The sequence below is a fragment of the Pseudomonas flexibilis genome (assembly GCF_000802425.1).
Lineage (GTDB): Bacteria > Pseudomonadota > Gammaproteobacteria > Pseudomonadales > Pseudomonadaceae > Serpens > Serpens flexibilis.
The window spans coordinates 116872-142596 of the sequence record NZ_JRUD01000008.1 but is presented as its reverse complement, the minus strand read 5'-3'; the positions used below and the strand labels follow the sequence as shown (position 1 = coordinate 142596).

Below are 25725 nucleotides of genomic sequence, written 5' to 3'. Positions count from 1 at the left end.
AGGCCAGACGCCATGGACCGCTTGATACAGCCCGACGGCCAGCCAAGGATCGGGATCTTTCCCCGAGGCCCGGCGCTGGTCAATCATCGCGACTTCGATCTGCGCTCACCCATGGGGCGGCGGCTGGGCCGGCTGGCCAAGTGGCGCCGCTTTCACCAGTTTCAGTATTTCGGCCTGATCAGCGACGAGTTGATTGGGGGGTGTGCACTGGCCGATCTGAGTCTGCTCGGGGCCGGGTTCGTCTACCTCTACCACCCGGCCAGCGGCCGGCGCGTTGAGCGGCAGTTCCGCCTGCCGCTGGGCCTGGGGATGCGGTTCTCGCAGGCGCCGGACGACGGTATCTGCGAGTTGAGCTGGCGCGGCAACCGCTTGCGCATGGACAACCGGGGTGGCGTGAAGCGCCTCGATGTCGCCCTCGACGACGGCTTGCACATCGAGGCGTCCTTCGACGAGCAGGCCTTCCAGCCCATGCACATCTGCACGCCCACCGGGCCGACCGGCTGGGTGTACGCCCGCAAGGTGGCCGGCGTGCGCTGCGACGGGCAGGTGCGCAGCCCGCTCGGCGCGTTCGATCTGCAGGCGCTCGACTGTTTCGCCCACCACGACTGGTCGGCGGGCTACATGCGTCCGGAAACCTACTGGAACTGGGCCTGCCTGTCCGGCGTCGCGCAGGGCCAGCGGGTCGGCCTCAACCTGTCCTGCGGCGTCAATGAAACCAGCTTCAGCGAAAACTGCTTCTGGCTGGACGGCGAGCTGGTGCCGGTGGGCGGGGTGCGTTTCGAGTTCCAGCGGGACCGGCCGCTGGCACCCTGGCGTATACGCTCCGGCGATGGCCGGGTCGAGCTGACGTTCGCGGGCTGCGGCTTGCACGCCGAGCGGGTGAATGCCCTGCTGCTGGCCAGCAATTTCAAGCAGGTGTACGGCCGTTTCGACGGCTGGCTGCGGCCGCCCGGTCGCGCCGCCATCCGTCTCGACAACCTCTGGGGCTTCGTCGAGGACCACTATGCGAAATGGTGACGCCTCCCTGGTCGGCGTCCTGGCGTATTATTTAGCCCACTAATGGTTAGCCCAACTACAAGAATATGAGTCAGTTCGAACAGCACACCTTCGCAATGCAGCTCACCCAACTGTCCCGTTCCTGGCGCGCCGAGCTCGACCGCCGACTGGCGGACATCGGCCTGTCCCAGGCGCGCTGGCTGGTGCTGCTGCATCTCTCGCGCTTCGAGGCTGCGCCCACCCAGAGCCAGTTAGCGCAAAGTGTCGGCATCGAGGGGCCGACACTGGCGCGCCTGCTCGACAGCCTGGAAGGCCAGGGACTGGTGCAGCGTCTGGAGGCGCCGGAAGACCGCCGTGCCAAACGGGTGATGCTCTGCGAGCAGGCGCTGCCGCTGATCAAGCGCATCCAGCACATCGCCGATGAGCTGCGCGGCCAGCTGCTGGCCGGCATCGACCCCGCCGACCTGCAGCTGTGCCAGCAGGTGCACCGTCGCATCCTGGCCAATCTGCAGGCGTTGGGGTAAAGGGGCGCAATCCGCGTTGAGCGCTTGGCTCGGGCAGGCGTATAATGCCGCGCTTCCGAAATTTCCCGCCTGGGAGCCCCCGCCATGCTGCGTATCAGCCAAGAAGCCCTGACTTTCGACGACGTCCTCCTGATCCCCGGATATTCCGAGGTGCTGCCCAAGGATGTCAGCCTCAAGACCAACCTGACTCGTGGCATCGAGCTGAACATTCCGCTGGTTTCCGCGGCAATGGACACCGTCACCGAGGCGCGCCTGGCCATTGCCATGGCCCAGGAAGGCGGCATCGGCATCATCCACAAGAACATGAGCATCGAGCAGCAGGCTGCCGAGGTGCGCAAGGTCAAGCGTCACGAGACCGCCATCGTGCGCGATCCGGCGACCGTCACCCCGGAAACCAAGATCAGCGAGCTGCTGGCCAAGGCCCGCGAGTATGGCTTCAGCGGCTTCCCGGTGGTCAAGGGCAACGAGTTGGTGGGTATCGTCACCGGTCGTGACCTGCGCTTCACTCCGAACGCCGGCGACACCGTGGCCGCCATCATGACTCCCAAGGACAAGCTGGTCACCGTGCTGGAAGGCACGCCGCTGGAAGAGATCCGCGCCAAGCTGTACGAGAACCGCATCGAGAAGATGCTGGTGGTTGACGATGGCTTCAACCTGCGTGGCCTGGTGACGTTCCGTGACCTGGAGAAGGCCAAGACCTATCCGCTGGCCTCCAAGGACGATCAGGGCCGCCTGCGCGTTGGGGCCGCCGTCGGCACCGGTGCCGACACCGAAGAACGCATCCGCGCGCTGGCCGCCGCCGGCGTCGACGTGGTGGTGGTGGACACCGCCCACGGCCATTCCCGCGGCGTGATCGAGCGTGTGCGCTGGGTCAAGCAGAACCTGCCCGAGCTGCAGGTGATCGGCGGCAACATTGCCACCGCTGAAGCCGCCCTGGCGCTGGTCGAAGCCGGCGCCGATGGTGTGAAGGTCGGCATCGGCCCGGGCTCCATCTGCACCACCCGCATCGTCGCCGGTGTCGGCGTGCCGCAGATCAGTGCCGTGGCCAATGTCTCCGCGGCCCTCAAGGGCACCGGCGTGCCGATGATCGCCGACGGCGGCATCCGCTTCTCCGGTGACCTGGCCAAGGCTATCGCCGCTGGCGCCAACGCGGTGATGATGGGCTCCATGTTCGCGGGCACCGAAGAAGCCCCGGGCGAAACCGAGCTGTTCCAGGGTCGTACCTACAAGGCCTACCGCGGCATGGGCTCGCTGGGCGCCATGGCCCAGGCCCAGGGTTCCTCCGACCGCTACTTCCAGGACTCCTCCGCCGGCGCCGAGAAGCTGGTGCCGGAAGGCATCGAAGGTCGTGTGCCGTACAAGGGCGCTCTGTCGGCCATCATCCATCAGCTGATGGGCGGCCTGCGCGCCTCAATGGGCTACACCGGCAGCGCCGACATCGAGACGATGCGTACCCGTCCGCAGTTCGTGCGCATCACCGGCGCCGGCATGGCCGAGTCCCACGTGCACGATGTGCAGATCACCAAGGAAGCCCCGAATTATCGAGTGGGCTGATCCACTCGGCTAAACAGGCGCCGGAAGCTGGAAGTTGAAAGTCGCGAGCATGGGCTCCGCTTTCTCTTCCAGCTTCCGGCTTTCCGCTTCAAGCTTTTTCCGAAGGAAAGCCCATGTCTCATCCTGACATCCACGCCCACCGGATCCTGATCCTGGACTTCGGTTCCCAGTACACCCAGCTGATCGCCCGCCGCGTGCGCGAGATCGGCGTGTACTGTGAACTGCACCCGTTCGACATGAGCGACGAGGCGATCCGCGCCTTCAATCCGCGCGGCATCATCCTCGCCGGCGGGCCGGAGTCGGTGCACCAGGCCGAAAGCCCGCGCGCGCCGCAGGCGGTATTCGACCTGGGCGTACCGGTGTTCGGCATCTGCTACGGCATGCAGACCATGGCCGAACAACTGGGCGGCAAGGTGGAAGGTTCCGACCTGCGCGAATTCGGCTATGCCCGTGTCGATGTGGTTGGCAAGAGCCGCCTGCTGGACGGCATCGAGGACCATGTGGACGCCGATGGCGTGCTGGGCCTGGACGTGTGGATGAGCCACGGTGACAAGGTCACCCGCCTGCCGGAAGGTTTCCACATCCTGGCCAGCACCCCGAGCTGCCCGATCGCGGCGATGGCCGACGACACGCGCGCCTACTACGGTGTGCAGTTCCACCCGGAAGTGACCCATACCAAGCAGGGCCTGCGCATCCTGTCGCGCTTCATTCTCGACATCTGCGGCTGCGCGGCGCTGTGGACCCCGGCCAACATCGTCGAGGACGCCATCGCCCAGGTACGCGCCCAGGTCGGCGACGCCAACGTGCTGCTCGGCCTGTCCGGCGGCGTGGACTCCTCCGTGGTTGCCGCGCTGCTGCACAAGGCCATCGGCGACCAGCTGACCTGCGTGTTCGTCGACAACGGCCTGCTGCGCCTGCACGAGGGTGACCAGGTGATGGCCATGTTCGCCGAGAACATGGGCGTCAAGGTCATTCGCGCCAACGCCGAAGAAAAGTTCCTCGGCAACCTGGCCGGCGTTTCCGACCCGGAGCAGAAGCGCAAGATCATCGGCCGCACCTTCATCGAAGTGTTCGACGAGGAGTCCGGCAAGCTGGACAACATCCAGTTCCTCGCCCAGGGCACCATCTACCCGGACGTGATCGAGTCGGCCGGCGCCAAGACCGGCAAGGCCCACGTGATCAAGAGCCACCACAACGTCGGCGGCCTGCCCGAGGACATGAAGCTCAAGCTGGTCGAGCCGCTGCGCGAACTGTTCAAGGACGAGGTGCGCAAGATCGGCCTGGAGCTGGGCCTGCCCTACGACATGGTCTACCGCCACCCGTTCCCGGGTCCGGGCCTGGGCGTGCGCATCCTTGGCGAAGTGAAGAAGGAGTACGCCGACCTGCTGCGTCGCGCCGACCACATCTTCATCGAGGAGCTGCGCAACTTCGACTGGTACCACAAGACCAGCCAGGCCTTCGTGGTGTTCCAGCCGGTGAAATCCGTCGGTGTGGTCGGTGATGGCCGTCGCTACGCCTGGGTCGTCGCTCTGCGCGCCGTGGAAACCATCGACTTCATGACCGCGCGCTGGGCGCACCTGCCCTACGAGCTGCTGGAGAAGGTCTCCAACCGCATCATCAACGAGATCGAAGGCATCTCCCGCGTCACCTACGACGTGTCGAGCAAGCCGCCGGCCACCATCGAGTGGGAATGATCAGGTAGCGTTTTTTACCGTTCAACGTCATTCGTGAAATACACAAAGGCCCCTGTAAATACAGGGGCCTTTGTGTTTCTGTCGTTCGCTAACCATCATCGGTAGACACTGGCTGGCGCCGGTCGATCTGGTGGCCGACCTGTCGGCCACCACAATAAAACCTGGAGAAGCGCGGCGAGTTCCCTCAGCACTTCATGCTGACGCCGCGCTGCGCCGGGTGGTTCGAGGCCGAAGTCGATGCCTGGCTGGATCAGCGCATGGCCAAGCCCAGGAGCTGCCGCAGGGCGCCTATGTGGGCGCTGTCGAGCTGCTCACCGACGGCCCGCGGTGCGCGCCTTGCCTTGAAAAGGCCCGCAGCACCTAGGCTCACGCCTGCGTGGGAGCGACGGAAAATGGTCTTTCCGCGTCTCCCCAAATAGTTGTATAGAATCAACAGCTTGCGTGTTAATTGCTGGATAATAATCTAACCAGTAAGCGTTTATTTATTTCCGGGAAACCTGCAAAGAAAATAAAACTATACCTTTTCAGGAATTAGCGTATATTCGCCTCACTGCTTTGCGATTGCCACTTCGATACACAGTTTGATGCTTCAATGCCTCATCTCCCTGGTTCGTTTTGCTATTGGCTTCTCAGTCTCGGCCTGAATGTTTCAGCGTCGAAGTCTTAATTTACCCTGGAGATACAGCATGTCTACTCGTCAAACTGGCACCGTCAAGTGGTTCAACGATGAAAAAGGTTTCGGCTTCATCACCCCGACTGATGGCAGCGCCGACCTGTTCGTTCACTACCGCTCAATCGAAAGCGCAGGCTTCAAAAGCCTGAGCGAAGGCCAATCCGTCTCTTTCGTGCCGGCCAAAGGCCAGAAAGGGATGCAGGCTGATCAGGTTCAAGTCAACTAAGACGCCTGATGCAAAAAGGCCCCGCAATGCGGGGCTTTTTTTCGTCTGGAATAAACTGGACCCTGCCGGGAAGAGCAGGGTGGGCAGGATTTTCTGGAGCACGGCTGACCCTAGCCTGCGCTTTGCTGGCAGTCAGCGCGGAAATTGAATCTGTCCTTTTTATTGGATCGCTTTCGAAGCGGTGGGCGATCGGCCGCGGATAGAGCAGCAGACTGGGACGATCAATCTGCAGCCGGGTTGAACCATGCACGACCGTTATCGGTCCCCTTCGAATCAGGTGCAGCTGACCGGTGCCGCCCTGGGCCTGCAGCAGGTGGCTGCCCCACAGGGTGCCGGCATGCAAAGGCAATCACGCCACGTCATCAGAGGAACATCCCATGTCCATCGCCAAAGTTCTTTATGAAGCAACAGCTACCGCCACCGGTGGCCGTGACGGCAAGGCCACGTCGTCCGATGGCGTCCTGTCCGTTCAGCTGGCCACACCCAGGGAGCTGGGCGGCGCAGGCGGCAGCGGCACCAATCCGGAACAGCTGTTTGCCGCCGGTTATTCCGCCTGCTTCCTGGGCGCCCTGAAGTTCGTCGCGTCCCGCCAGAAGCAGACCCTGCCGGCCGACACGCAGGTCACCGCCAAGGTGGGCATCGGGCAGATTCCCACCGGGTTCGGCATCGAAGTGACGCTGCGGATCAGTGCCCCCGGCGTGGAGCGGGCCGTACTGGATGATCTGGTCAACCAGGCCCACATCGTGTGCCCCTACTCGAACGCGACCCGCGGGAACATCGATGTTTCACTGGTTGTTGCGGACTGATCTCTCCACCTCTCGAGGTGTCCACATGACCCACTCTGCCAACTACATCGCCACCCCCGATGGCGTGCATCTCTACAAGGACTGGGGGGCACGAAACGTCATTCAGCACTAGGTCGGCTGGCCGAGGTCGGTGTTGGTACAGGGCAGCCTGGGCTGCCCTGTACGTTGCCGTTTCAGAACCTTCTCCTTTTCCCCGAGGTCGTCTTGTAGCGGCGAGATGATCAGGAGATTCGGTTGTGAAGAGAACCGTGAACCCCCCTGTGTTTCTGCTCTCATCGATCCTGTTGCTGGCGCTGGTCCTGTTCGCCATCGGCTTTCCCGAAACGGCACAGGCAGTCTTCGGGCAAGCGCAGGCGTGGATCACCGAGAACGCCAGCTGGTTTTACATCCTGGCCGTGGCGATCCTCCTGCTGGCGGTGGTCTTCATGGGAGTCAGCCGCTACGGGGACATCAAGCTCGGTCCGGACCACAGCGTGCCGGATTTCGCCAACTACAGCTGGTTCGCCATGCTGTTCTCGGCCGGCATGGGCATCGGCCTGATGTTCTTCGGCGTCGCCGAACCCGTCATGCACTACCTGTCGCCCCCGGTCGGCGAGGGGGGATCGGCGTTCGCCGCCAGCGAGGCGATGAAGATCACCTTCTTCCACTGGGGACTTCACGCCTGGGCCATCTACGCGATCGTGGCACTGATCCTCGCCTACTTCGGCTACCGGCACGACTTGCCGCTGACCCTGCGTTCGGCCCTGTACCCCCTGATCGGCGAACGGATCTACGGACCGATCGGCCATGCCGTGGACATCTTTGCCGTGCTGGGCACCGTGCTGGGCGTGGCCACCTCGCTGGGCTTCGGCGTCGCGCAGATCAACAGCGGGCTGAACTACCTGTTCGATGTCCCCGTCGCCATCTGGGTGCAGGTGGTGCTCATCGTCGTGGCCATGGTGCTGGCCACTATTTCGCTGGTCAGCGGACTGGACCGCGGCATCCGCATTCTCTCGGAGACCAATCTGCTGTTCGCCGTGCTGCTGATGATCATCGTCCTGGTGCTCGGGCCGACGGTATTCATCCTCAAGGCCTACGTGGAGAACACGGGGGGCTACCTGGCTGAGCTGGTGGACAAGACCTTCAACCTCTATGCCTATGAGCCCAGCGACTGGATCGGTGGCTGGACGCTGTTCTACTGGGGTTGGTGGATCGCCTGGTCGCCCTTTGTCGGCATGTTCATCGCACGGATCTCCCGGGGCCGGACCATCCGCCAGTTCGTCAGCGGGGTCATGCTGGTACCGGCGGGTTTCACCCTGGCGTGGATGACGGTGTTCGGCGACACCGCGATCTACATGATCCATGTGCAGGACATCGCCAGTCTGGGCGAGGCAGTCGAGGCGGACAGCGCCCAGGCGCTGTTCGCCTTCCTGGAACATTTCCCGCTGGGGTACTTCCTCTCGCTACTGGCCATGCTGATGGTGCTGGTGTTCTTCGTGACCTCGGCGGACTCCGGCGCCCTGGTGGTGGACATGCTGGCGTCCGGCGGGCGCAACAAGACGCCGCTCTGGCAGAAGCTGTTCTGGGCGACGACCATGGCGGCCATTGCTATCGCCCTGCTGTTGGCCGATGGGTTGACCGCGCTGCAAACCGCCACGATTGCCAGTGCCTTGCCCTATACCCTGTTCCTGCTGGCGGCCACCTGGGGGCTGCTCAAGGCGCTGCGACTGGACGCCACCAAGCGACGGGTGCGCTTCCAGTCCCTGAGCCTTTCCCGTGCCCATGGCCATGGCAGCGAGAGCTGGCAGCGGCGCCTGCGCGGCATGGTGATGATGCCGCGGCGCAGCCATGTGGCGCGCTTCATCCAGGACACGGTGACCCCGGCCTGCGAGGCGGTGGCCGAGGAGCTGCGCAAGCAGGGCTTCGAGGTTGAGGTAGATACCGGGCGGCCCGAATCGGTGAGTCTGGTCATTCGCCATCCGGGCGAGCCGGATTTCCTTTACGGGGTACGCCCCAGGGCCTACGTGCAACCGAGTTTCGTCGTCAGCGAGGATGAAGAGGATGAAGCGCGCAAGTACTTCCGGGCCGAGGTGTACCTGAGGGAGGGCGGCCAGGACTACGACATCATGGGTTGGAACCGCGATGGCGTGATCGGCGACATCCTTGACCAGTACGAACGGCACCGGCACTTCGTGCACGTGGTGCGTTGAGCGAGACATTTTGTCGCGAAGCCCGCGCATCGCGGCGCTCGCCCTGACCCCTTAACAAGTGAGAAGATCTCTCATCTTTTGACGGTCAGGAGTAACAGCGATGGGTGTCAGCCGTCGTCAGGTGTTGACTGGGCTTGCGGCGCTGGGGGTGCTGGGTATCGGCGCCGGCGGCGCGCGCTATTGGCTGGGTCGGCCGCGGCACGTCACCACCCATGATTACGAGCTGATCGCCGCCCCGCTGGATGTGGAGCTGGTGCCCGGCTTCACCACGACCGCCTGGGCCTACGGCGGGCAGGTGCCTGGCGTCGAGCTGCGCTGCCGGCAGGGCGAGCGCCTGCGGGTACGCTTCATCAATCGCCTGCCGGAGCCGACCACCATCCACTGGCATGGCCTGCGCATCCCGCTGGAAATGGACGGCGTGCCCTACCTATCGCAGCTGCCGGTGCTGCCTGGTGAGCATTTCGACTACGACTTCCTCTGCCCGGATGCCGGCACCTTCTGGTACCACCCACACACCGCCAGCGGCGAACAGCTGGGGCGCGGCCTGGTGGGGCCGGTCATCGTCGAGGAGCGTGAACCCAGTGGTTTCCGTCATGAGCGCACGCTGAGCATCAAGCACTGGCATGTGGACCCGCAGGGGGCGTTCACCGCCTTCAGCGTGCCGCGCGAAGCGGCGCGCGGCGGCACGCCGGGCATCCTGTCCACGGTGAACGGCAGTCACAACCCGACACTGGAACTGCCGGCTGGCCAGGTGGTGCGCTTGCGCCTGCTCAACCTCGACAATACCCATACCTACCGGCTGGCCCTGCCGGGCGCCGAGGTACGCATCTACGCGCTGGATGGCAACCCGATCCCGCCACGCCCGCTGGGCAAGGATTACTGGCTGGGGCCGGGCATGCGCATCGATCTGGCCATCCGCGTGCCGTCCGCCGGCACCGAGCTGCCGGTGCGCAACGGTCCGCTGCGCCTGGCCACGCTGAAAAGCGTGGCCTCCAGCGAAGCGCCGGGTGACTGGCCGCCGGCGTTGCCGGCCAATCCGCTTGCCGAGCCGGACCTGGCCCGCGCCGAGACGCTGCGCTTCAACTTCGAATGGGCGGGCGCGCTCTCGACGAATGCCGAGCAGGGTGGGCCGTTCACCTTCTGGCAGATCAACGGGCAGGCCTGGAACATCAGCGACAACAGCTGCATGGAGCGGCCAATCGCCACGCTGAAGCGGAACGGGCACTACATCTTTGAGCTGCGCAACGTCAGCCAGTACCAGCACCCGGTTCACCTGCACGGCATGACCTTCAAGGTGCTGTCCTCCGATCGCAAGCGCATCGAGCCCTATTTCACCGATACCTACCTGCTGGGCAAGAACGAAACCGCCCGGGTAGCGCTGGTGGCGGATAACCCGGGTACCTGGATGTTCCACTGCCATGTCATCGACCACATGGAAACCGGCCTGATGGCTGCCATTGAGGTGGTGTAGCGGAAAGTCTGTTCGGGGTGCCGGGAGAAACTCGCGGATAAGTCCGCTCCCAAGGCACCCTTTTATTGCCGCGCGCCGCCCAGGTAGGCGCAGCCGGTCAGGCGCTGGCCGTCCAGGCGCAGCTCGGCGCTCAGGTGGCGTAGCGCGCCGCTCATGTCGTCCTGGCAGCGCTGCGGCGCCAGCCACAGGCTGAGGCTGTGACCATTGGCCTCGCTGGAGAAGTACAGACGGCCTTCCGGCAGCTGTTCCTCCAGGTAGGGCACGGCCAGCGGCTCCTCGCCGGGGCGTTGCAGGATCAGCCCCTTGGCCGAGATGGACACGCTCCAGAAGGGCTCGTTGCCGCTGGCGCGGGCTATCAGCCGCCCGAAGTCTGCGTCCTGGCAGCCCTGGCCTTCCGCCTGCAGGCGGTACAGGCGGGTCGCCTGCAGTTTGTCACCCAGGTCGTTGCCGGCCAGATCGGCAAACAGCCGTCCGGCGCTCCCGCCGAGCATCTGCTCGGCTTCGCGCAGCAATCCCAACGAGCCGGCATCCTGCACATCGAGCTGCCGGCCGCCACCGCAGGGCTGGAGTCGCAGCCGTCCCTGGTCAACACTCAGCTCACCCATCAGTCGTTGCACCGGTACGAAATCCTCGGACTCGCCGGACAGCGACTGGCAACCAAGTAGCAAGGGCAGAAGCCCGTAGCACAGGACGCGAAGGCGGGGCATGGGCATTCTCCGTAAGGTCAGGGGGCGTCACGTTAACCAGCCGCCTCGACGGGAACAAGGGGGCACGCATGATCGCCTGCAAGCGAGTGTATGACACGGCGAGCCCGCAAGACGGGCGCCGGATACTGGTGGACCGGCTGTGGCCGAGGGGTGTGCGCAAGGAGGCGCTGGCGCATGACGACTGGCTGCCGGCGCTGGCGCCCAGCGCGGATCTGCGCAAGGCGTTCGGTCATTCTCCGGAACGCTTTGGTGAATTCCGTGATGCCTATCGACGGGAGCTGGCGGCACATCCGGAACATTGGTGGCCGCTGCTGGAGCCGGCCGGCCGGGGCACGCTGACGCTGCTGTACGCTGCGAAGGACGAACGGCACAACAACGCCGTGGTGCTGGCGGAGTTCCTGGAGGACGAGCTGGAGCGCCAGGCGCCGGGCAGTTCGCCGCCCTGCTATGCGGGGGAGGTCGGACAGACGTAGGGTGGACAGCGCAGTTCCTGTCCACCACCGCGCCGCTACGGCGCGCCTGGCGGCGCGCGTGGTGGATCGGTGAAGCGCGATCCACCCTACGCCACGTCTACCAGCACCACCTCCGTGTCGTCATCCAGCGCCTCGACGCGGATCTGCGCCTCGTCCTTGATGGCCACGCCGTCACCCGCGGCTGCTTCGATGCCGTTGACCTTGAAGCGCCCCTTGGCCGCGACCAGGTAGCCCTTGCGCCCTTCGGCGAAGGCGTAGTCGGTGGCCTGGCCGGCATTCAGCGTCGCGGCGGCCAGGCGGCCGTTGGCGCGGATCGGCAGGGCGTCGGCGTCTCCCAGGCCGCTGGCCAGGGTGACGAAGGCGCCGCTGCGCTCGCCCTTCGGGAACGGGCGGGTGCCCCAGCTCGGCTGGCCGCCACGCTGCTCCGGCATGATCCAGATCTGGAAGATACGCGTGGTGACGCTTTCCAGGTTGTACTCGCTGTGGGTGATGCCGCTGCCGGCGCTCATCACCTGCACATCGCCGGCTTCGGTGCGACCCTTGTTCCCCAGGCTGTCCTGGTGGCTGATCGCGCCTTCACGCACGTAGGTAATGATCTCCATGTCGTGGTGCGGATGCGGCGGGAAACCGCTGTGCGGCGCGATGGTGTCGTCATTCCACACGCGCAGCCGGCCCCAGTGCACCCGCTGCGGGTCGTGGTACTCGGCGAAGGAGAAATGGTGCTTGGCATTCAGCCAGCCGTGGTTGGCGGCGCCGAGACTGGCGAAGGGGCGTACTTCGATCATGGCGATCTCTCCTGAAAGGGGCTTCCGCTGAAGCGATGGTGCCATGATCCTCTCGGCTGGCTCGATTGATAAGCGCAAAAAGTGCCTGATAAGAATCGAATCAATCGATGTTTTGTCGCCTGGTACGGAAGGAGCCGGGGCGTTTCAACCCTAGAACGCCTCCAGCCGGTACACCTCGTAGGCAGGCGTCTCGTAGGGGTGGGCGGCCTTGAGGGCGGCGACGACTGCCTGGATGCGATGCGCCTCGACCACCAGCTCCACCTTCCATTCCTCCAGGCATTCCAGCGCGCCGGTGCTACCAAGATGTGGCTCGCTGCCCGGCAGCGGGCGGAACTGGCCGTGACCGAGCACCTGCCAGCAGCACTGGTCGTAGAGGCCGATACGCCCTGCGCCAGCCTCGAACAGCGCGCTCTTCACGCTTTCCAGGTGGCTGTCGGGGACGAAGAAGCAGAGCTTGAACATGCAGGGTTCCTCCAGATGCAAAAAGGCCATATCCGAGGATATGGCCTTTTCGTGACACGCGCGTGCTGGATCAGCCCACCCACACCCGCGCGTTGCGGAACATGCGCATCCAGCCGGCATCTTCCTGCCAGTCATCCGGACGCCAGCTGTTCTGCACGGCGCGGAACACGCGCTCCGGGTGCGGCATCATGATGGTCACGCGGCCGTCGCGGCTGCACAGACCGGTGATGCCACGCGGAGAGCTGTTCGGGTTGGCCGGATAGGCCTCGGTGACCTTGCCGTGGTTGTCCACATAGCGCAGCGCCACGGTGCCGGACAGGTCGGCCTGCAGCAGGGCCTCCTCGCTTTCGAACTCTGCGTGTCCTTCGCCGTGGGCGATAGCGATCGGCAGGCGCGAACCGGCCATGCCTTGCAGGAAGATCGACGGCGATTCCTGCACCTGCACCATCGCCACGCGCGCTTCGAACTGCTCGGAGCGGTTGCGCACGAAGTGCGGCCAGTTCTCGGTGCCGGGAATCAGCTCGTGCAGGTTGCTCATCATCTGGCAGCCGTTGCACACGCCCAGGGCGAAGCTGTCCTGGCGCTCGAAGAAGGCGCTGAAGTTGTCGCGGGCGCGGGCGTTGAACAGGATCGACTTGGCCCAGCCCTCGCCAGCGCCCAGCACGTCGCCGTAGGAGAAGCCGCCGCAGGCCACCAGGCCCTTGAAGTCTTCCAGGCTGACGCGGCCGGCGATGATGTCGCTCATATGCACGTCGACCACCGCGAAGCCCGCGCGGTGGAAGGCGGCGGCCATTTCGGTCTGGCCGTTGACGCCCTGCTCGCGCAGGATCGCCATGCGCGGGCGCACGCCCTTGGCGATGTAGGGCGCGGCGACATCCTCGTTGACGTCGAAGCTCAGCTTGGCGTGCAGGCCCGGGTTCTGCTCGTCGAGCAGCAGGTCGAACTCCTGATCGGCACACTCGGCGTTGTCGCGCAGGCGCTGGATCTGCCAGCTGGTTTCCGCCCACTGGCGCTGCAGCACGCGGCGCTGTTCGCGGAACACCGGCGCGCCGGCGAAGCTCAGCAGCACGTCGCTGCCCGTCACCGGCTGACCGATCAGATGGACGCAGTCGCCCAGCCCGGCGGCGGCGAAGCGCGCCAGCACCTCGGCGCTGTCGGCCTGGCGAACCTGGATCACCGCACCCAGCTCCTCGTTGAACAGGGCGGCGGCCAGCGCCTCGCGGGAAGTGGCCAGCGCGTCCAGTTGAACATCCAGGCCGCAGTGCCCGGCGAAGGCCATTTCCACCAGGGTTGTCAGCAGGCCGCCGTCGGAACGGTCATGGTAGGCCAGCAGGCGGTCGTCCTGGTTCAGGCTCTGCACGGTATCGAAGAACGCCTTGAGGTCGGCGGCGTTGTCCACGTCCGGCGCCTGGCGGCCGATCTGGCCGTACACCTGGGCGAGGATGGAGGCGCCCATGCGGTTCTGGCCACGACCGAGGTCGATCAGCAACAGCTGGCTGTCGCCCTGGTCCAGGCGCAGCTGCGGGGTCAGGGTCTTGCGGATATCGGCCACCGGGGCGAAGCCGGTGACGATCAGCGACAGCGGCGAGGTGACGCTCTTCTCGGTGTCGCCCTCCTGCCAGCGGGTCTTCATGGACATGGAGTCCTTGCCCACCGGGATGGTGATGCCCAGCGCCGGGCACAGTTCCATGCCGACGGCCTTGACGGTGTCGTACAGGCGCGCGTCCTCGCCCGGGTGGCCGGCGGCGGCCATCCAGTTGGCGGACAGCTTGATGTCGCCCAGCTTGGCGATGCGCGAGGCGGCCAGGTTGGTGAGGGTCTCGCCGATGGCCATGCGGCCGGACGCCGGGGCGTCCAGCAGGGCCAGCGGGGTGCGCTCGCCCATGGCCATGGCTTCGCCGGTGTAGACGTCGAAGCTGGTGGCGGTCACGGCGCAGTCGGCGACCGGCACCTGCCAGGGGCCGACCATCTGGTCGCGGGCCACCAGGCCGGTGATGGAGCGGTCGCCGATGGTGATCAGGAAGCTCTTGCTGGCCACCGCCGGGTGACGCAGCACGCGGGAGATGGCCTCGCCCAGTTCGATCTTCTCGGCGGCGAAGTCATCGCCCAGCGCCGCTTCGCGGCTGGCGCTGCGGTGCATGCGTGGCGGCTTGCCGAGCAGCACGTTGAGCGGCATGTCCACCGGCTTGTTGCCGAAGTGGCTGTCGGCCACGGTCAGCTGGCGCTCCTCGGTGGCCTCGCCGACCACGGCGAACGGGCAGCGCTCGCGCTCGCAGATGGCGGCGAAGCGCTCCAGGTCCTCGGCGTCCACGGACAGCACGTAGCGTTCCTGGGACTCGTTGCACCAGATTTCCAGCGGGCTCATGCCCGGCTCGTCGTTGGGCACGTTGCGCAGCTCGAAGCGGCCGCCGCGCCCGGCGTCGTTGACCAGTTCCGGGAAGGCGTTGGACAGACCGCCGGCGCCGACGTCGTGGATGAACTTGATCGGGTTGCGCTCGCCGAGCTGCCAGCAGCGGTCGATGACCTCCTGGCAGCGGCGCTCCATTTCCGGGTTCTCGCGCTGCACCGAGGCGAAGTCCAGGTCCGCGGCGCTGGCGCCGGTGGCCATGGAGGAGGCCGCGCCGCCGCCCAGGCCGATGAGCATGGCCGGGCCGCCGAGCACGATCAGCTTGCCGCCGACCGAGATGTCCTTCTTCTGGATGTGCTCTTCGCGGATGTTGCCCAGGCCGCCGGCCAGCATGATCGGCTTGTGGTAGCCGCGCACTTCCTCGCCGCGCGGGGTCGCCACGGCCTGTTCGAAGGTGCGGAAATAGCCGGTCAGCGCCGGACGGCCGAACTCGTTGTTGAACGCGGCGCCGCCCAGCGGGCCTTCGATCATGATGTCCAGCGGGGTGACGATGCGCTCGGGCTTGCCGTAGGGCGTTTCCCAGGGCTGCACGAAACCGGGGATGTTCAGGTTGGAGACGGTGAAACCGGTCAGGCCGGCCTTGGGCTTGGAGCCGATGCCGGTGGCGCCTTCGTCGCGGATCTCGCCGCCCGAGCCGGTGGAGGCGCCGGGGAAGGGCGCGATGGCGGTCGGGTGGTTGTGGGTTTCCACCTTCATCAGGATGTGCACCGGCTCGCGGTGCGGCGCGTACTCGCGGCTTTCCGGATCGGGGAAGAAACGCCCGGCCACGTGGCCGACGATCACCGAGGCGTTGTCCTTGTAGGCGGACAGCACGCCCTCACGGTTCATTTCGTAGGTGTTCTTGATCATGCCGAACAGGGACTTTTCCTGGCTTTCGCCGTCGATGTCCCAGCTGGCATTGAAGATCTTGTGGCGGCAGTGCTCGGAGTTCGCCTGGGCGAACATCATCAGCTCGATGTCGTGCGGGTTGCGGCCCAGCTCGGTGAAGCTTTTCACCAGGTAGTCGATCTCGTCCTCGGCCAGGGCCAGGCCCAGGTCGCGGTTGGCCTGCTCCAGGGCGGCGCGACCGCCGCCGAGCACGTCCACGGCGACCAGCGGCTTGGGCTGGGCATGGCTGAACAGCGCGGCGGCGTCCTCGAAGCGTTGCAGCACGGTCTGCGTCATGCGGTCGTGCAGCAGGGCAGTGACCTGCGCGACATCGGCGTCGCTCAGGCTGCCGCTCACGTAATAGGCGATACCACGCTCCAGACGCTGGATCTTGTCCAGGCCGCAGTTGCGAGCGATGTCGCTGGCCTTGCTCGACCAGGGCGACAGGGTGCCGAAGCGCGGCACTGTGAGGAACAGACGTCCGGCGGGTTCCTGCACCGGGACACTCGGACCGTACTTGAGCAGGCGGTCCAGCACGGACTGCTCGTCGCCGGTCAGCTCGCCGGTCACATCGGCGAAGTGGGCAAACTCGGCATACAGGCCGGTGACGGCCGGGACCTTGCTGGTCAGTTGCTCGAGCAGTTTGCCGTGACGGAAGGCGGAAAGGGCGGGAGTGCCGCGCAGGATCAACATCGTCGAAACAGCCTCGGGAGGGGGTGCGTGGAAACGGCGCATTCTACCCTATGAACCGCGCCGTAGGCCAAAGTCACCGCCGGGCGCGGCGGGTAGTTTTCCCGGCGGGTGGATATGCCGATTCCCGGCATTGCGTATAATGCGCCGATGTTTCTGCGAACCGCGTATCTGCGTCGCGCCGGCCGTCTGCTGGCGACCAGCGTCTTCCTGCTGCTTGTGGGGTGTAGCGAGGCCAATCAGCCGTCCACACTCGAGCGAGTCAAGGAGGAGGGCGTACTGCATGTGATCACCCGCAACAGCCCCTCCACCTATTTCCAGGACCGCAACGGCGAGACCGGGTTCGAGTACGAGCTGCTCAAGCGCTTCGCCGACGAGCTGGGTGTCGAGCTGCAGGTCGAGGTGGCCGACAACCTCGCCGACCTGTTTACCCGCCTCAATGAAAGCGACGGTCCGGTACTGGCGGCGCCGGGGCTGACCATTAGCAAGGCGCGCGCCGCCGAGGTGCTGCTGTCGCGTCCGTATCTGCAGGTCGTTCCGCAGGTCATCTATCGGCAGGGGCGCGAACGTCCGAGGCGTACCCGGGAGCTGGCCGGGCGGCAGATCCTGGTGTTGCGTGACAGTCGGCATGCCGAGCTGCTGGCGGAGATGAAAAGCCTGCTGCCGACCCTCAACTATGAGGAGTCGGATGCCGTCGAGGTGGCCGACCTGCTGCGCATGGTGGACGAGGGCGAGACCGACCTGACGGTGGTCGATTCCAACGAGCTGGCCATGAATCAGGTGTACCTGAGCCAGATCCGCGTCGGTTTCGACCTCGGCGAACCGCTCGGCCTGCACTGGGCGGTGGCCGGCGGTGAGGATCGCAGCCTGCTGGAGCTGATCGATCCCTTCCTGGCCAAGGCAGAGGAATCGGGACTGGTGGAGCGTCTGTACGAGCGCTACTACGGCCACCTGGACGTGCTCGGTTTCGTAGGCGCCAACACCTTCGCCAAGCACCTGCAGCAACGCCTGCCGCGCTATGAAGACTACTTCCACAAGGCGGCCGCCGAGTACAAGGTCGACTGGCGCCTGTTGGCGGCCATCGGCTACCAGGAATCCCACTGGCGCCCCAATGCCGTCTCCAAGACCGGCGTGCGCGGCCTGATGATGCTCACCCAGAACACTGCCAAGGCGATGGGCGTGGCCAATCGCCTGGATCCGCGGCAGAGCATCGACGGTGGCGCCAAGTATTTCGCCAAGGTCTATCACGGTCTGCCCGAGAGCATCGTCGAACCGGACCGCACCTGGTTTGCGCTGGCCGCCTACAACGTCGGCGGCGGCCATCTGGAGGACGCCCGCCGGCTGACCCAGGCCGAAGGGCTGAACCCGAACAAGTGGCTGGATGTGAAGAAGATCCTGCCGCGCCTGGCGCAGACGAAGTGGTATACCAAGACCCGCTACGGCTATGCGCGCGGCGGCGAGCCGGTGCATTACGTGGCCAACGTGCGGCGCTACTACGACATCCTCATCTGGTCGACCCAGCCGCAGCTGGAAGATACCCAGATCGCCGAGAGCGGCCTGCACATCCCGGGCATCAACCGCGCCGAGGCGCCGCCCGAGCCGCCGCTCTAAGGGGCACAGCCCGGACCGTGGGAGGCGAACTTGTTCGCGAGCTTCTGGGTGCGCTGTGCTGGAAAAGCTCGCGGACAAGCCTGCTCCCACAGGAATTTTCTTCGCTACGGCCGAATCTCGATCAGCGTGCCGTCGTCCACCAGCTCCCAGACTTCCTGCATGTCGGCGTTGCTCAGGGCGATGCAGCCGTCCGTCCAGTCCAGGCTGTGGAAATACCACTCGGGATAGTGCTCGTCGACGGGTGTGCCGTGCAGCATGATCATGCCGCCGGGCTCGACGCCCTCACGGCGCGCGCGGGCCAGGTCGCGGATGTTGGGGTAGGAGATGTGCATGGAGAGGTTGAACTTGTCGCTGGTCTTGCGCCAGTCGATCCAGTAGAAGCCTTCCGGGGTGCGCTTGTCGCCTTCGCGCAGCTTGTGTCCGGCGGGCCGCTTGCCCAGCGATACGCGGTAACTCTTCAGGGTCTCGCCCCGACTGATCAGGTGCAGCCTGCGCTCGGACTTGAGCACCAGCACCTTGTCCACCTGAGGTTCCTTCAGGAAACCGCTGGCGCTGGCGTGGGCCAGCGATGCGCAGCAGAAAAACAGGGCGGCAAGCATCCAGCGCATCGAACAATATCCCCCGACCGATCACGAAGGACCACCGGCAATTACAGGAAGACAGGCAGCCGCTGGCCGCCACCACGTAACGAAGCCGCATTCTAGGGATCGCCCGATGGTCGGGAAAGGCGCTTCCGACCAAGGAACCCCTGGCGTGCCGCAGAGTCGCACCTGCAGGCCCGGCGACCCGCCAGGGGCAGGCTGGGTTGGGCGGGGCCGGGGTCTTGGGCGGCTGACATTCTTCATGCCATGATGCGACCCTGAATGTAGGACGAGAACGATCATGCAGGACGAACTGCTGCGGCGGATCCGCAATTACGCGCCGCGGCCCCTGGAGCGCGAAGACAGGCGTTATCCCGAGGCGGCCGTGCTGGTACCCATCACCCGGCACGAGGAGCCGGAGCTGGTGCTCACCCTGCGTTCCAGCAACCTGTCCACCCATGGCGGCGAGGTGGCCTTTCCCGGCGGGCGCTGCGATCCGGGCGATCCGAGTCTGGCCGATACGGCGCTGCGCGAAGCGGAAGAGGAGGTAGGCCTGCCGCCTGGCCTGGTCGAGGTGATCGGCCCCCTCAGCCCACTGGTGTCGCTGCATGGCATCAAGGTGACCCCGATCGTCGGGCTGGTCCCCGACTTCGTCGAGTACCGGCCCAATGACGCCGAGATCGCCGCGGTGTTCCAGGTGCCGCTGGAGTTCTTCCTCGATTACCCGCCGGAAACCACTCACCGTATCGACTACCGTGGCGTGCCCTGGTACGTGCCGTGCTACCGCTATGGCGACTTCAAGATCTGGGGGTTGACCGCGATCATGGTGGTCGAGCTGGTCAATCTGCTGTACGACGCCGGGATCGACATGCGAGTGGCGCCGGACTCCTTCGTTACCCTGCGCCGCTAGAACAACAACTAGGAGAAAATGCCGTGAAATACCGTCTGGGAGAGCACCGCGTGCAAGCGGACCCGAAAAGCTGGATTGCGCCGAATGCCACCCTGGTGGGCAAGGTGAAGCTGGAAGCGGGCGCCAGCGTCTGGTTCAACTGCGTGCTGCGCGGCGACAACGAGCTGATCCATATCGGCGAGAACAGCAACGTGCAGGATGGCAGCGTGATGCACACCGACATGGGCTACCCGCTGACCCTCGGACGCGGTGTGACCATCGGCCACAAGGCCATGCTGCACGGCTGCACGGTAGGCGACTACAGCCTGATCGGCATCAACGCGGTGATCCTCAATGGCGCGAAGATCGGCAAGCACTGCCTGATTGGCGCCAATACCCTGATCCCCGAAGGCAAGGAAATTCCCGATGGCTGCCTGGTGATGGGCTCGCCCGGCAAGGTGGTGCGCGAGCTGAGCGAACAGCAGAAGAAGATGCTGGAAGCCAGTGCCGCCCACTATGTGCATAACGCCGAGCGCTATGCCCGCGAGCTGCTGGCCGAGGAAGACTGATGAGCGATGAACGCCCCGTACGCTCGCCCTGCGTGGATATCTGCGCGCTGGACGAGCGCGATGTATGCCTGGGCTGCCAGCGCACCGCCCAGGAAATCAGCCGCTGGGGGCGTATGGACAACGCCGAGCGTCGTGCGGTACTGGCGCGCTGCGTGCAGCGCGCACGCGAAAGCGGCCAGTTGAATTGACAACAAGGGCGCCCGATGGCGCCCGCTCCATATATAGGAAACAGCGTGATGCCTCGTATTGGAACACCCCTCTCGCCCACGGCGACCCGGGTCCTGTTGTGCGGTTCGGGTGAGCTGGGCAAGGAAGTCGTGATCGAACTGCAACGCCTGGGGGTCGAGGTCATTGCGGTGGATCGCTATGCGGATGCGCCGGCCATGCAGGTGGCGCATCGTAGCCACGTGATCAGCATGCTGGACGGCGCTGCGCTGCGTTCGGTGATCGAGCGCGAGCGACCCCATTACATCGTTCCCGAGATCGAGGCCATCGCCACCGCCACCCTGGTCGAGCTTGAGGCCGAGGGCTACACGGTGATCCCCACCGCGCGGGCGGCGCAACTGACCATGAACCGCGAGGGCATTCGCCGCCTGGCGGCCGAGGAGCTGGGCCTGCCCACCTCGCCGTATCACTTTGCCGATACGTTCGAGGCCTACGCGACGGCCGCCGAAGCCCTGGGCTACCCTTGCGTGGTCAAGCCGATCATGAGCTCGTCCGGCAAGGGGCAGAGCGTGCTGAAGAGCGCCGCCGACCTGCAGGCCGCCTGGGACTACGCCCAGGAAGGCGGCCGTGCCGGCAAGGGTCGGGTGATCGTCGAGGGCTTCATCGATTTCGACTACGAGATCACCCTGCTGACCGTGCGGCACGCCGCTGGCACGTCGTTCTGCGAGCCGGTCGGCCATCGCCAGGTGAAGGGTGACTATGTTGAGTCCTGGCAGCCGCAGGTCATGTCGCCAGTGGCGCGCGCCGAGTCGGAGCGCATCGCCCTGCGGGTCACCGAGGCGCTGGGCGGGCGCGGCCTGTTCGGGGTCGAGCTGTTCGTCAAGGGCGACCAGGTGTGGTTCAGCGAGGTGTCGCCGCGTCCCCACGACACCGGGCTGGTGACGCTGATTTCCCAGGATTTGTCGGAGTTTGCCCTGCACGCCCGGGCCATTCTCGGCCTGCCGATTCCGGTTATCCGCCAGTTCGGGCCCTCGGCCTCGGCGGTGCTGCTGGTCGAAGGCCATTCCCGGCAGACCGCCTTCGCCAATCTGGGCGCGGCGCTGGCCGAGCCGGACACCGCGCTGCGGCTGTTTGGCAAGCCGGAAGTTGCCGGGCAGCGGCGCATGGGCGTGGCACTGGCGCGTGACGAATCGATCGACCTGGCGCGCGCCAAGGCGACCCGCGCGGCCCAGGCCATCCGCGTGGAGCTTTAGGGTCGATGCGCGGCCTGCTCTGGTGGATGGTCGCCGTACCGCTCTCGCCGGTGATGCTGCCGCTGGCCCTGCATGCGCTGCGCACTACGGTGCGATTGCCAGTCGCGAGAGGGCCGGAGGAAGGCGTTGCCGGTATCGAACGAACCGGCAGGCCGCTGCGTTTGCTGGTGCTGGGGGAATCCACGGCGGTGGGCGTCGGGGTCGATCAGTTGGAAGACGGTCTGGCCGCCCAGCTGGCCCGCTGCCTGTCGGAGCGGTTTGCACGGACGGTGCGATGGAAGACCTGTGGCGAAAGTGGCATTCGTCTGGCTGGAGCGCTGGAGCGCCTGCTGCCCGACGTGCGCGAGGAAGAGCCGGCGGACATCGTTCTGCTGGTGCTGGGCGTCAACGACACCATGGGCCTGTGCGGCAAGCGCCGCTGGCAGGAGGGTCTGGCACGCCTGATCGACGGTTGTGCGGATGAGGGGGCTCGCGTGGTGCTGGCGGGCGTGCCGCCCATCCAGCATTTTCGTGCCTTGCCCTGGTTGCTGCGTCATGTGTTTGGCTGGCGCGCTTCGCTGCTGGACCGCTGGGCGCGCCAGGTGGCCGAGCGTAAGCAGGCGCTTCATCTTCCCGTCCGCCTGCTTTTCGAACCTCGCTTTCTGGCGCGTGACGGTTATCACCCCTCATCGGCGGGATATCGGCACTGGGCGGAAGGTCTGGCCGATCAATACCTGGCGGCTCTGGACAGCCAGCAAGCCGAGGGTTCGCGCCCGGAAAACGAAAAGGCCGGCATTCAAGCCGGCCCTCGGGTGCGTCTGTAGCCTTTATACGTGCAGGATGAATTCCCGCACCAGCTTGCTGCCGAAATAGGCCAGCATCAGCAGCAGGAATCCGGCCAGGGTCCAGCGCACGGCGGTATGGCCGCGCCAGCCCAGGCGATGGCGGCCCCACAGCAGGATGCCGAACACCACCCAGGCGATGATCGAGAGCAGGGTCTTGTGGGCCAGGTGCTGGGCGAACAAGTCACCCAGGAACAGCCAGCCACTGAGCAGCGACAGGCTGAGCAGTACCCAGCCGGCCCAGATGAAGCCGATCAGCAGGCTTTCCATGGTCTGCAGCGGGGGAAAGCTGCGTACCGCCAGGCTGGACAGGCGCTTCTGCTTGAGTTGATGGTCCTGCAGCAGCAACAGCAGGGACTGGAACATGGCGATGGTCAGCAGTCCATAAGCCAGGATCGACAGCAGGATGTGGCTGAGGATGCCGGCATTCTCGTTGATGGTGGCGGCGGTTCCGCTGGGGGCGAAGGCGGCCAGCAGGACCGTCAGGAAGCCAAGCGGAAAGAGCAGCAGCAGGAGGTTCTGCACCGGCATGCGCTGGCTGGCCAGCAGGATCAGGGCGATCACCGCCGCGGAAATCAGGCTGGCGGCGCGGAAGAAGTCCAGGGTCAGCCCGGCCGGGCTGAACAGCTGGTTGACCAGGGTGTAGACATGGGCGATCAGGGCCAGCACCCCCAGCAGCGTCAACAGGGTGCGCGCGGGGTTGTTCCGCTGGCCGAGGCGCATGCCCTGGTAGGCAGTGGCGCCGGCGTAAAGACAGGCGGCGGCGAGGCTGGGCAGCAGAGGATGCATAGTCGATTCGAGGGTGATTCGCGAAGGCGCTGAGTGTGGCATAGACCATCGGGCGACGAAAGACTGCCAGCCGTGATGACCGTCAGCACTCTTGATATACTCCGCCGCCTGCCGCAACCGCCCTTTGAAGGACCGCGCATGTTCGAAAACCTTACCGACCGCCTCTCGCATACCCTGCGTACCGTCACTGGCAAGGCCAAGCTGACCGAGGACAACATCAAGGACACCCTGCGCGAGGTGCGCATGGCCCTGCTGGAGGCCGATGTTGCCCTGCCGGTGGTCAAGGATTTCGTCAATCGGGTCAAGGAGCGCGCGGTGGGCACCGAGGTGTCCAAGAGCCTGACGCCTGGCCAGGCCTTCGTGAAGATCGTGCGTGCCGAACTGGAAACGCTGATGGGGGCCGCCAACGAGGACCTGGCGCTCAACGCCGCGCCGCCGGCGGTGGTGTTGATGGCCGGTCTGCAGGGTGCGGGCAAGACCACCACGGTCGGCAAGCTGGCGCGCTTCCTCAAGGAGCGCAAGAAGAAATCGGTGATGGTGGTGTCGGCGGACGTCTACCGCCCCGCGGCCATCAAGCAGCTGGAAACCCTGGCCAATGATATTGGCGTGACCTTCTTCCCCTCCGATATCAGTCAGAAGCCGGTGGCCATCGCCGAGGCGGCGATCCGCGAGGCGAAGCTGAAGTTCATCGATGTGGTGCTGGTGGACACCGCCGGCCGCCTGCACGTCGATGCCGACATGATGGCCGAGATCCAGGCGCTGCATGCCGCCATCAAGCCGGTGGAAACCCTGTTCGTGGTCGACGCCATGACCGGTCAGGACGCGGCCAATACCGCCAAGGCCTTCGGTGACGCGCTGCCGCTCACCGGCGTGGTGCTCACCAAGGTGGACGGCGATGCCCGTGGCGGTGCCGCGCTGTCCGTGCGCCACATTACCGGCAAGCCGATCAAGTTCCTCGGCATGGGCGAGAAGAGCGATGCGCTCGAGCCGTTCCACCCGGACCGCGTCGCCTCGCGCATCCTCGGCATGGGTGACGTGCTCAGCCTGATCGAGCAGGCCGAGCAGACCATGGATCGCGAGAAGGCCGAGAAGCTCACCAAGAAGCTCAAGAAGGGCAAGGGCTTCGACCTGGAAGATTTCCGCGACCAGCTGCAGCAGATGAAGAACATGGGCGGCTTGGGCGGCCTGATGGACAAGCTGCCGTCCATGGGCGGCATCAACCTGGCGCAGATGGGTAACGCCCAGGGCGCGGCAGAGAAGCAGTTCAAACAGATGGAGGCGATCATCAACTCCATGACCCCGGCCGAGCGCCGGGATCCGGACATCATCAGCGGCTCGCGCAAGCGTCGCATTGCGATGGGTTCCGGCACCCAGGTGCAGGACATCGGTCGCCTGATCAAGCAGCACAAGCAGATGCAGAAAATGATGAAGAAGTTCACCGCCAAGGGGGGCATGTCCAAGCTGATGCGTGGCATGGGCGGCATGTTCCCCGGCGGCGGAATGCCGAAGTTCTGATGATTCGCTTGGCGGATCATCGACCGGGCGCCAGCGCCCGCAACGGCCACAGGCCCTGGCGAGGCGTATCGCGCTTCGCCGGGGCTGCGGCCATTCCCGCAAAAGCCATTTGCAATCGCCGGGATATTCCTTAAAATACGCGGCCTTTCGGGCCGTGCGCCCGCGTTGCATCTGGTTTTGCAGCACCGACTACAGGAACGAAGTTCACATGGTAACCATCCGTCTCGCCCGTGGCGGCGCCAAGAAGCGCCCCTTCTACCACCTGATCGTGACCAACAGCCGCAATCCTCGCGATGGCCGCTTCGTTGAGCGCATCGGCTTCTTCAACCCGGTTGCCGCCGGCGCTGAAGTCAAGCTGTCCGTCAACCAGGAACGCGCCAACTACTGGCTGTCCCAGGGTGCCCAGCCGTCCGAGCGCGTTGCTCAGCTGCTGAAGGAAGCTGCTCAGGCTGCCGCCTAAGCGCAACCGCTATGAATACGACGCCGGCCCCGGCCGAAGACCTGATCGTCATCGGCAAGATCGTTTCGGTGCATGGTGTGCGAGGTGAGGTGAAGGTCTATTCCTTTACCGATCCGATCGACAACCTGCTGGACTACCGCCACTGGACGCTTCGGCGAGGGGGTGAGGTGCGGCAGGCAGAGCTGGTGACGGGCCGCCTGCATGGCAAGGTCCTGGTGGCCAAGCTGAAAGGGCTGGATGATCGCGAAGAGGCACGCTTGCTCGCCGAATTCGAGATCTGCATCCCGCGCAGCCAGCTGCCACAGCTGACCGACGGCGAGTACTACTGGTACCAGCTCGAAGGTCTGAAGGTGATCAATCAGGACGGGCAACTGCTCGGCAAGATCGACCACCTGCTGGAAACCGGTTCGAATGATGTGATGGTGGTCAAGCCCTGTGCGGGCAGCCTGGATGATCGCGAACGCCTGTTGCCCTACACGGAGCAGTGCGTACTCGAGATCGACATGGCCGCCGGCGAAATGCAGGTGGACTGGGACGCGGACTTCTGA

26 protein-coding genes are annotated in these 25725 nt (G+C 65.4%); 19 read left to right on the top strand and 7 right to left on the bottom strand.

Annotation, left to right across the window (positions count from 1 at the left end; all coding sequences use genetic code 11):
• Positions 1-12: 12 nt before the first annotated feature.
• The 6 genes from SF06_RS07180 (at position 13) to SF06_RS07160 (ending at position 5667) form a co-directional block, all read left to right on the top strand.
• Positions 13-1017: a DUF2804 domain-containing protein gene (locus SF06_RS07180; RefSeq protein WP_039560472.1), complete on the top strand. Its 1005-nt coding sequence runs from the start codon at positions 13-15 to the stop codon at positions 1015-1017.
• 65 nt (positions 1018-1082) lie between these two features.
• Complete coding sequence (locus tag SF06_RS07175) at positions 1083-1520, top strand: MarR family transcriptional regulator (protein ID WP_027590679.1); 438 nt, start codon at positions 1083-1085, stop codon at positions 1518-1520.
• Positions 1521-1604: 84 nt separating this feature from the next.
• Positions 1605-3074, top strand: a complete 1470-nt coding sequence (guaB, locus tag SF06_RS07170) for an IMP dehydrogenase (protein WP_027590680.1) — start codon at positions 1605-1607, stop codon at positions 3072-3074.
• A gap of 113 nt (positions 3075-3187) precedes the next feature.
• Positions 3188-4768 carry a glutamine-hydrolyzing GMP synthase gene (guaA, locus tag SF06_RS07165; RefSeq protein WP_039560471.1) on the top strand — a complete coding sequence of 527 codons (1581 nt, stop codon included), beginning with the start codon at positions 3188-3190 and terminating at the stop codon, positions 4766-4768.
• A 161-nt stretch (positions 4769-4929) separates the two neighbouring features.
• A complete protein-coding gene (locus SF06_RS18910; protein WP_139326709.1) occupies positions 4930-5187 on the top strand; it encodes a helix-turn-helix transcriptional regulator in 258 nt (85 codons plus the stop codon).
• A 267-nt stretch (positions 5188-5454) separates the two neighbouring features.
• Complete coding sequence (locus tag SF06_RS07160; RefSeq protein WP_027590682.1) at positions 5455-5667, top strand: cold-shock protein; 213 nt, start codon at positions 5455-5457, stop codon at positions 5665-5667.
• On the opposite strand, the gene SF06_RS18890 is transcribed toward SF06_RS07160, so the two are convergent.
• Positions 5660-6010, bottom strand: a complete 351-nt coding sequence (locus tag SF06_RS18890; RefSeq protein WP_076380853.1) for a cupin domain-containing protein — start codon at positions 6008-6010, stop codon at positions 5660-5662. The two genes, SF06_RS07160 and SF06_RS18890, sit on opposite strands and share 8 nt — an antisense overlap.
• A gap of 34 nt (positions 6011-6044) precedes the next feature.
• On the opposite strand from SF06_RS18890, the gene SF06_RS07155 reads away from it, so the two are divergent.
• From SF06_RS07155 to SF06_RS07145, 3 genes are all read left to right on the top strand, one after another.
• Entirely contained in the window at positions 6045-6473 is a 429-nt protein-coding gene (locus SF06_RS07155) for an organic hydroperoxide resistance protein (protein ID WP_027590683.1), read from the top strand.
• Positions 6474-6709: 236 nt separating this feature from the next.
• Positions 6710-8662: a choline BCCT transporter BetT gene (betT, locus tag SF06_RS07150; protein ID WP_039560469.1), complete on the top strand. Its 1953-nt coding sequence runs from the start codon at positions 6710-6712 to the stop codon at positions 8660-8662.
• A 100-nt stretch (positions 8663-8762) separates the two neighbouring features.
• Positions 8763-10133, top strand: coding sequence for a multicopper oxidase family protein (locus SF06_RS07145; protein WP_039560468.1), 1371 nt, complete (start codon positions 8763-8765; stop codon positions 10131-10133).
• Positions 10134-10195: 62 nt separating this feature from the next.
• Here SF06_RS07145 and SF06_RS07140 read toward each other — a convergent pair whose 3' ends face one another.
• Positions 10196-10840, bottom strand: a complete 645-nt coding sequence (locus tag SF06_RS07140; protein WP_407681073.1) for a COG3650 family protein — start codon at positions 10838-10840, stop codon at positions 10196-10198.
• Positions 10841-10908: 68 nt separating this feature from the next.
• Here SF06_RS07140 and SF06_RS07135 point away from each other — a divergent pair, with 68 nt between their 5' ends.
• Positions 10909-11313, top strand: a complete 405-nt coding sequence (locus tag SF06_RS07135) for a DUF488 domain-containing protein (protein ID WP_027590687.1) — start codon at positions 10909-10911, stop codon at positions 11311-11313.
• Positions 11314-11399: 86 nt separating this feature from the next.
• Here SF06_RS07135 and SF06_RS07130 read toward each other — a convergent pair whose 3' ends face one another.
• The 3 genes from SF06_RS07130 to purL all read right to left on the bottom strand — a co-directional run bounded on the left by SF06_RS07130 (position 11400) and on the right by purL (position 16527).
• On the bottom strand, positions 11400-12098 hold the full coding sequence (locus SF06_RS07130) for a pirin family protein (protein WP_027590688.1): 699 nt from the start codon (positions 12096-12098) through the stop codon (positions 11400-11402).
• Positions 12099-12248: 150 nt separating this feature from the next.
• Positions 12249-12560 (bottom strand): YqfO family protein, encoded by a 312-nt coding sequence (locus SF06_RS07125; protein WP_027590689.1) that lies wholly within the window; start codon positions 12558-12560, stop codon positions 12249-12251.
• Between the two features lie 70 nt (positions 12561-12630).
• On the bottom strand, positions 12631-16527 hold the full coding sequence (purL, locus tag SF06_RS07120; RefSeq protein ID WP_039560467.1) for a phosphoribosylformylglycinamidine synthase: 3897 nt from the start codon (positions 16525-16527) through the stop codon (positions 12631-12633).
• A 147-nt stretch (positions 16528-16674) separates the two neighbouring features.
• On the opposite strand from purL, the gene mltF reads away from it, so the two are divergent.
• Positions 16675-18135, top strand: a complete 1461-nt coding sequence (gene mltF / locus SF06_RS07115) for a membrane-bound lytic murein transglycosylase MltF (protein WP_039560465.1) — start codon at positions 16675-16677, stop codon at positions 18133-18135.
• Between the two features lie 104 nt (positions 18136-18239).
• Here the strand turns inward: mltF and SF06_RS07110 are convergent, their stop codons facing one another.
• Positions 18240-18743: a L,D-transpeptidase family protein gene (locus SF06_RS07110; RefSeq protein ID WP_027590692.1), complete on the bottom strand. Its 504-nt coding sequence runs from the start codon at positions 18741-18743 to the stop codon at positions 18240-18242.
• Positions 18744-19017: 274 nt separating this feature from the next.
• Here SF06_RS07110 and SF06_RS07105 point away from each other — a divergent pair, with 274 nt between their 5' ends.
• Genes SF06_RS07105 through SF06_RS07085 form a run of 5 tightly spaced genes read left to right on the top strand, consistent with a single transcriptional unit; the run spans position 19018 to position 22395 of the window.
• Complete coding sequence (locus SF06_RS07105) at positions 19018-19626, top strand: CoA pyrophosphatase (protein ID WP_027590693.1); 609 nt, start codon at positions 19018-19020, stop codon at positions 19624-19626.
• A gap of 23 nt (positions 19627-19649) precedes the next feature.
• The gene (locus SF06_RS07100) at positions 19650-20174 is read left to right on the top strand and encodes a gamma carbonic anhydrase family protein (RefSeq protein WP_027590694.1); all 525 of its coding nucleotides are present in this window, start codon (positions 19650-19652) and stop codon (positions 20172-20174) included.
• Positions 20174-20362, top strand: a complete 189-nt coding sequence (locus tag SF06_RS07095) for a DUF1289 domain-containing protein (protein WP_039560464.1) — start codon at positions 20174-20176, stop codon at positions 20360-20362. Before SF06_RS07100 ends, SF06_RS07095 begins: the two co-directional genes overlap by 1 nt.
• 48 nt (positions 20363-20410) lie before the next feature.
• Complete coding sequence (gene purT, locus SF06_RS07090; protein WP_039560463.1) at positions 20411-21592, top strand: formate-dependent phosphoribosylglycinamide formyltransferase; 1182 nt, start codon at positions 20411-20413, stop codon at positions 21590-21592.
• A 5-nt stretch (positions 21593-21597) separates the two neighbouring features.
• Positions 21598-22395: an SGNH/GDSL hydrolase family protein gene (locus tag SF06_RS07085; protein WP_052199746.1), complete on the top strand. Its 798-nt coding sequence runs from the start codon at positions 21598-21600 to the stop codon at positions 22393-22395.
• Between the two features lie 3 nt (positions 22396-22398).
• Here SF06_RS07085 and SF06_RS07080 read toward each other — a convergent pair whose 3' ends face one another.
• A complete protein-coding gene (locus SF06_RS07080; RefSeq protein WP_027590697.1) occupies positions 22399-23202 on the bottom strand; it encodes a cytochrome C assembly family protein in 804 nt (267 codons plus the stop codon).
• 138 nt (positions 23203-23340) lie between these two features.
• Here SF06_RS07080 and ffh point away from each other — a divergent pair, with 138 nt between their 5' ends.
• The 3 genes from ffh (at position 23341) to rimM (ending at position 25725) form a co-directional block, all read left to right on the top strand.
• Entirely contained in the window at positions 23341-24717 is a 1377-nt protein-coding gene (gene ffh / locus SF06_RS07075; RefSeq protein ID WP_039560462.1) for a signal recognition particle protein, read from the top strand.
• A gap of 208 nt (positions 24718-24925) precedes the next feature.
• A complete protein-coding gene (gene rpsP, locus SF06_RS07070) occupies positions 24926-25177 on the top strand; it encodes a 30S ribosomal protein S16 (RefSeq protein WP_027590699.1) in 252 nt (83 codons plus the stop codon).
• 11 nt (positions 25178-25188) lie between these two features.
• Positions 25189-25725: a ribosome maturation factor RimM gene (rimM, locus tag SF06_RS07065; protein WP_027590700.1), complete on the top strand. Its 537-nt coding sequence runs from the start codon at positions 25189-25191 to the stop codon at positions 25723-25725.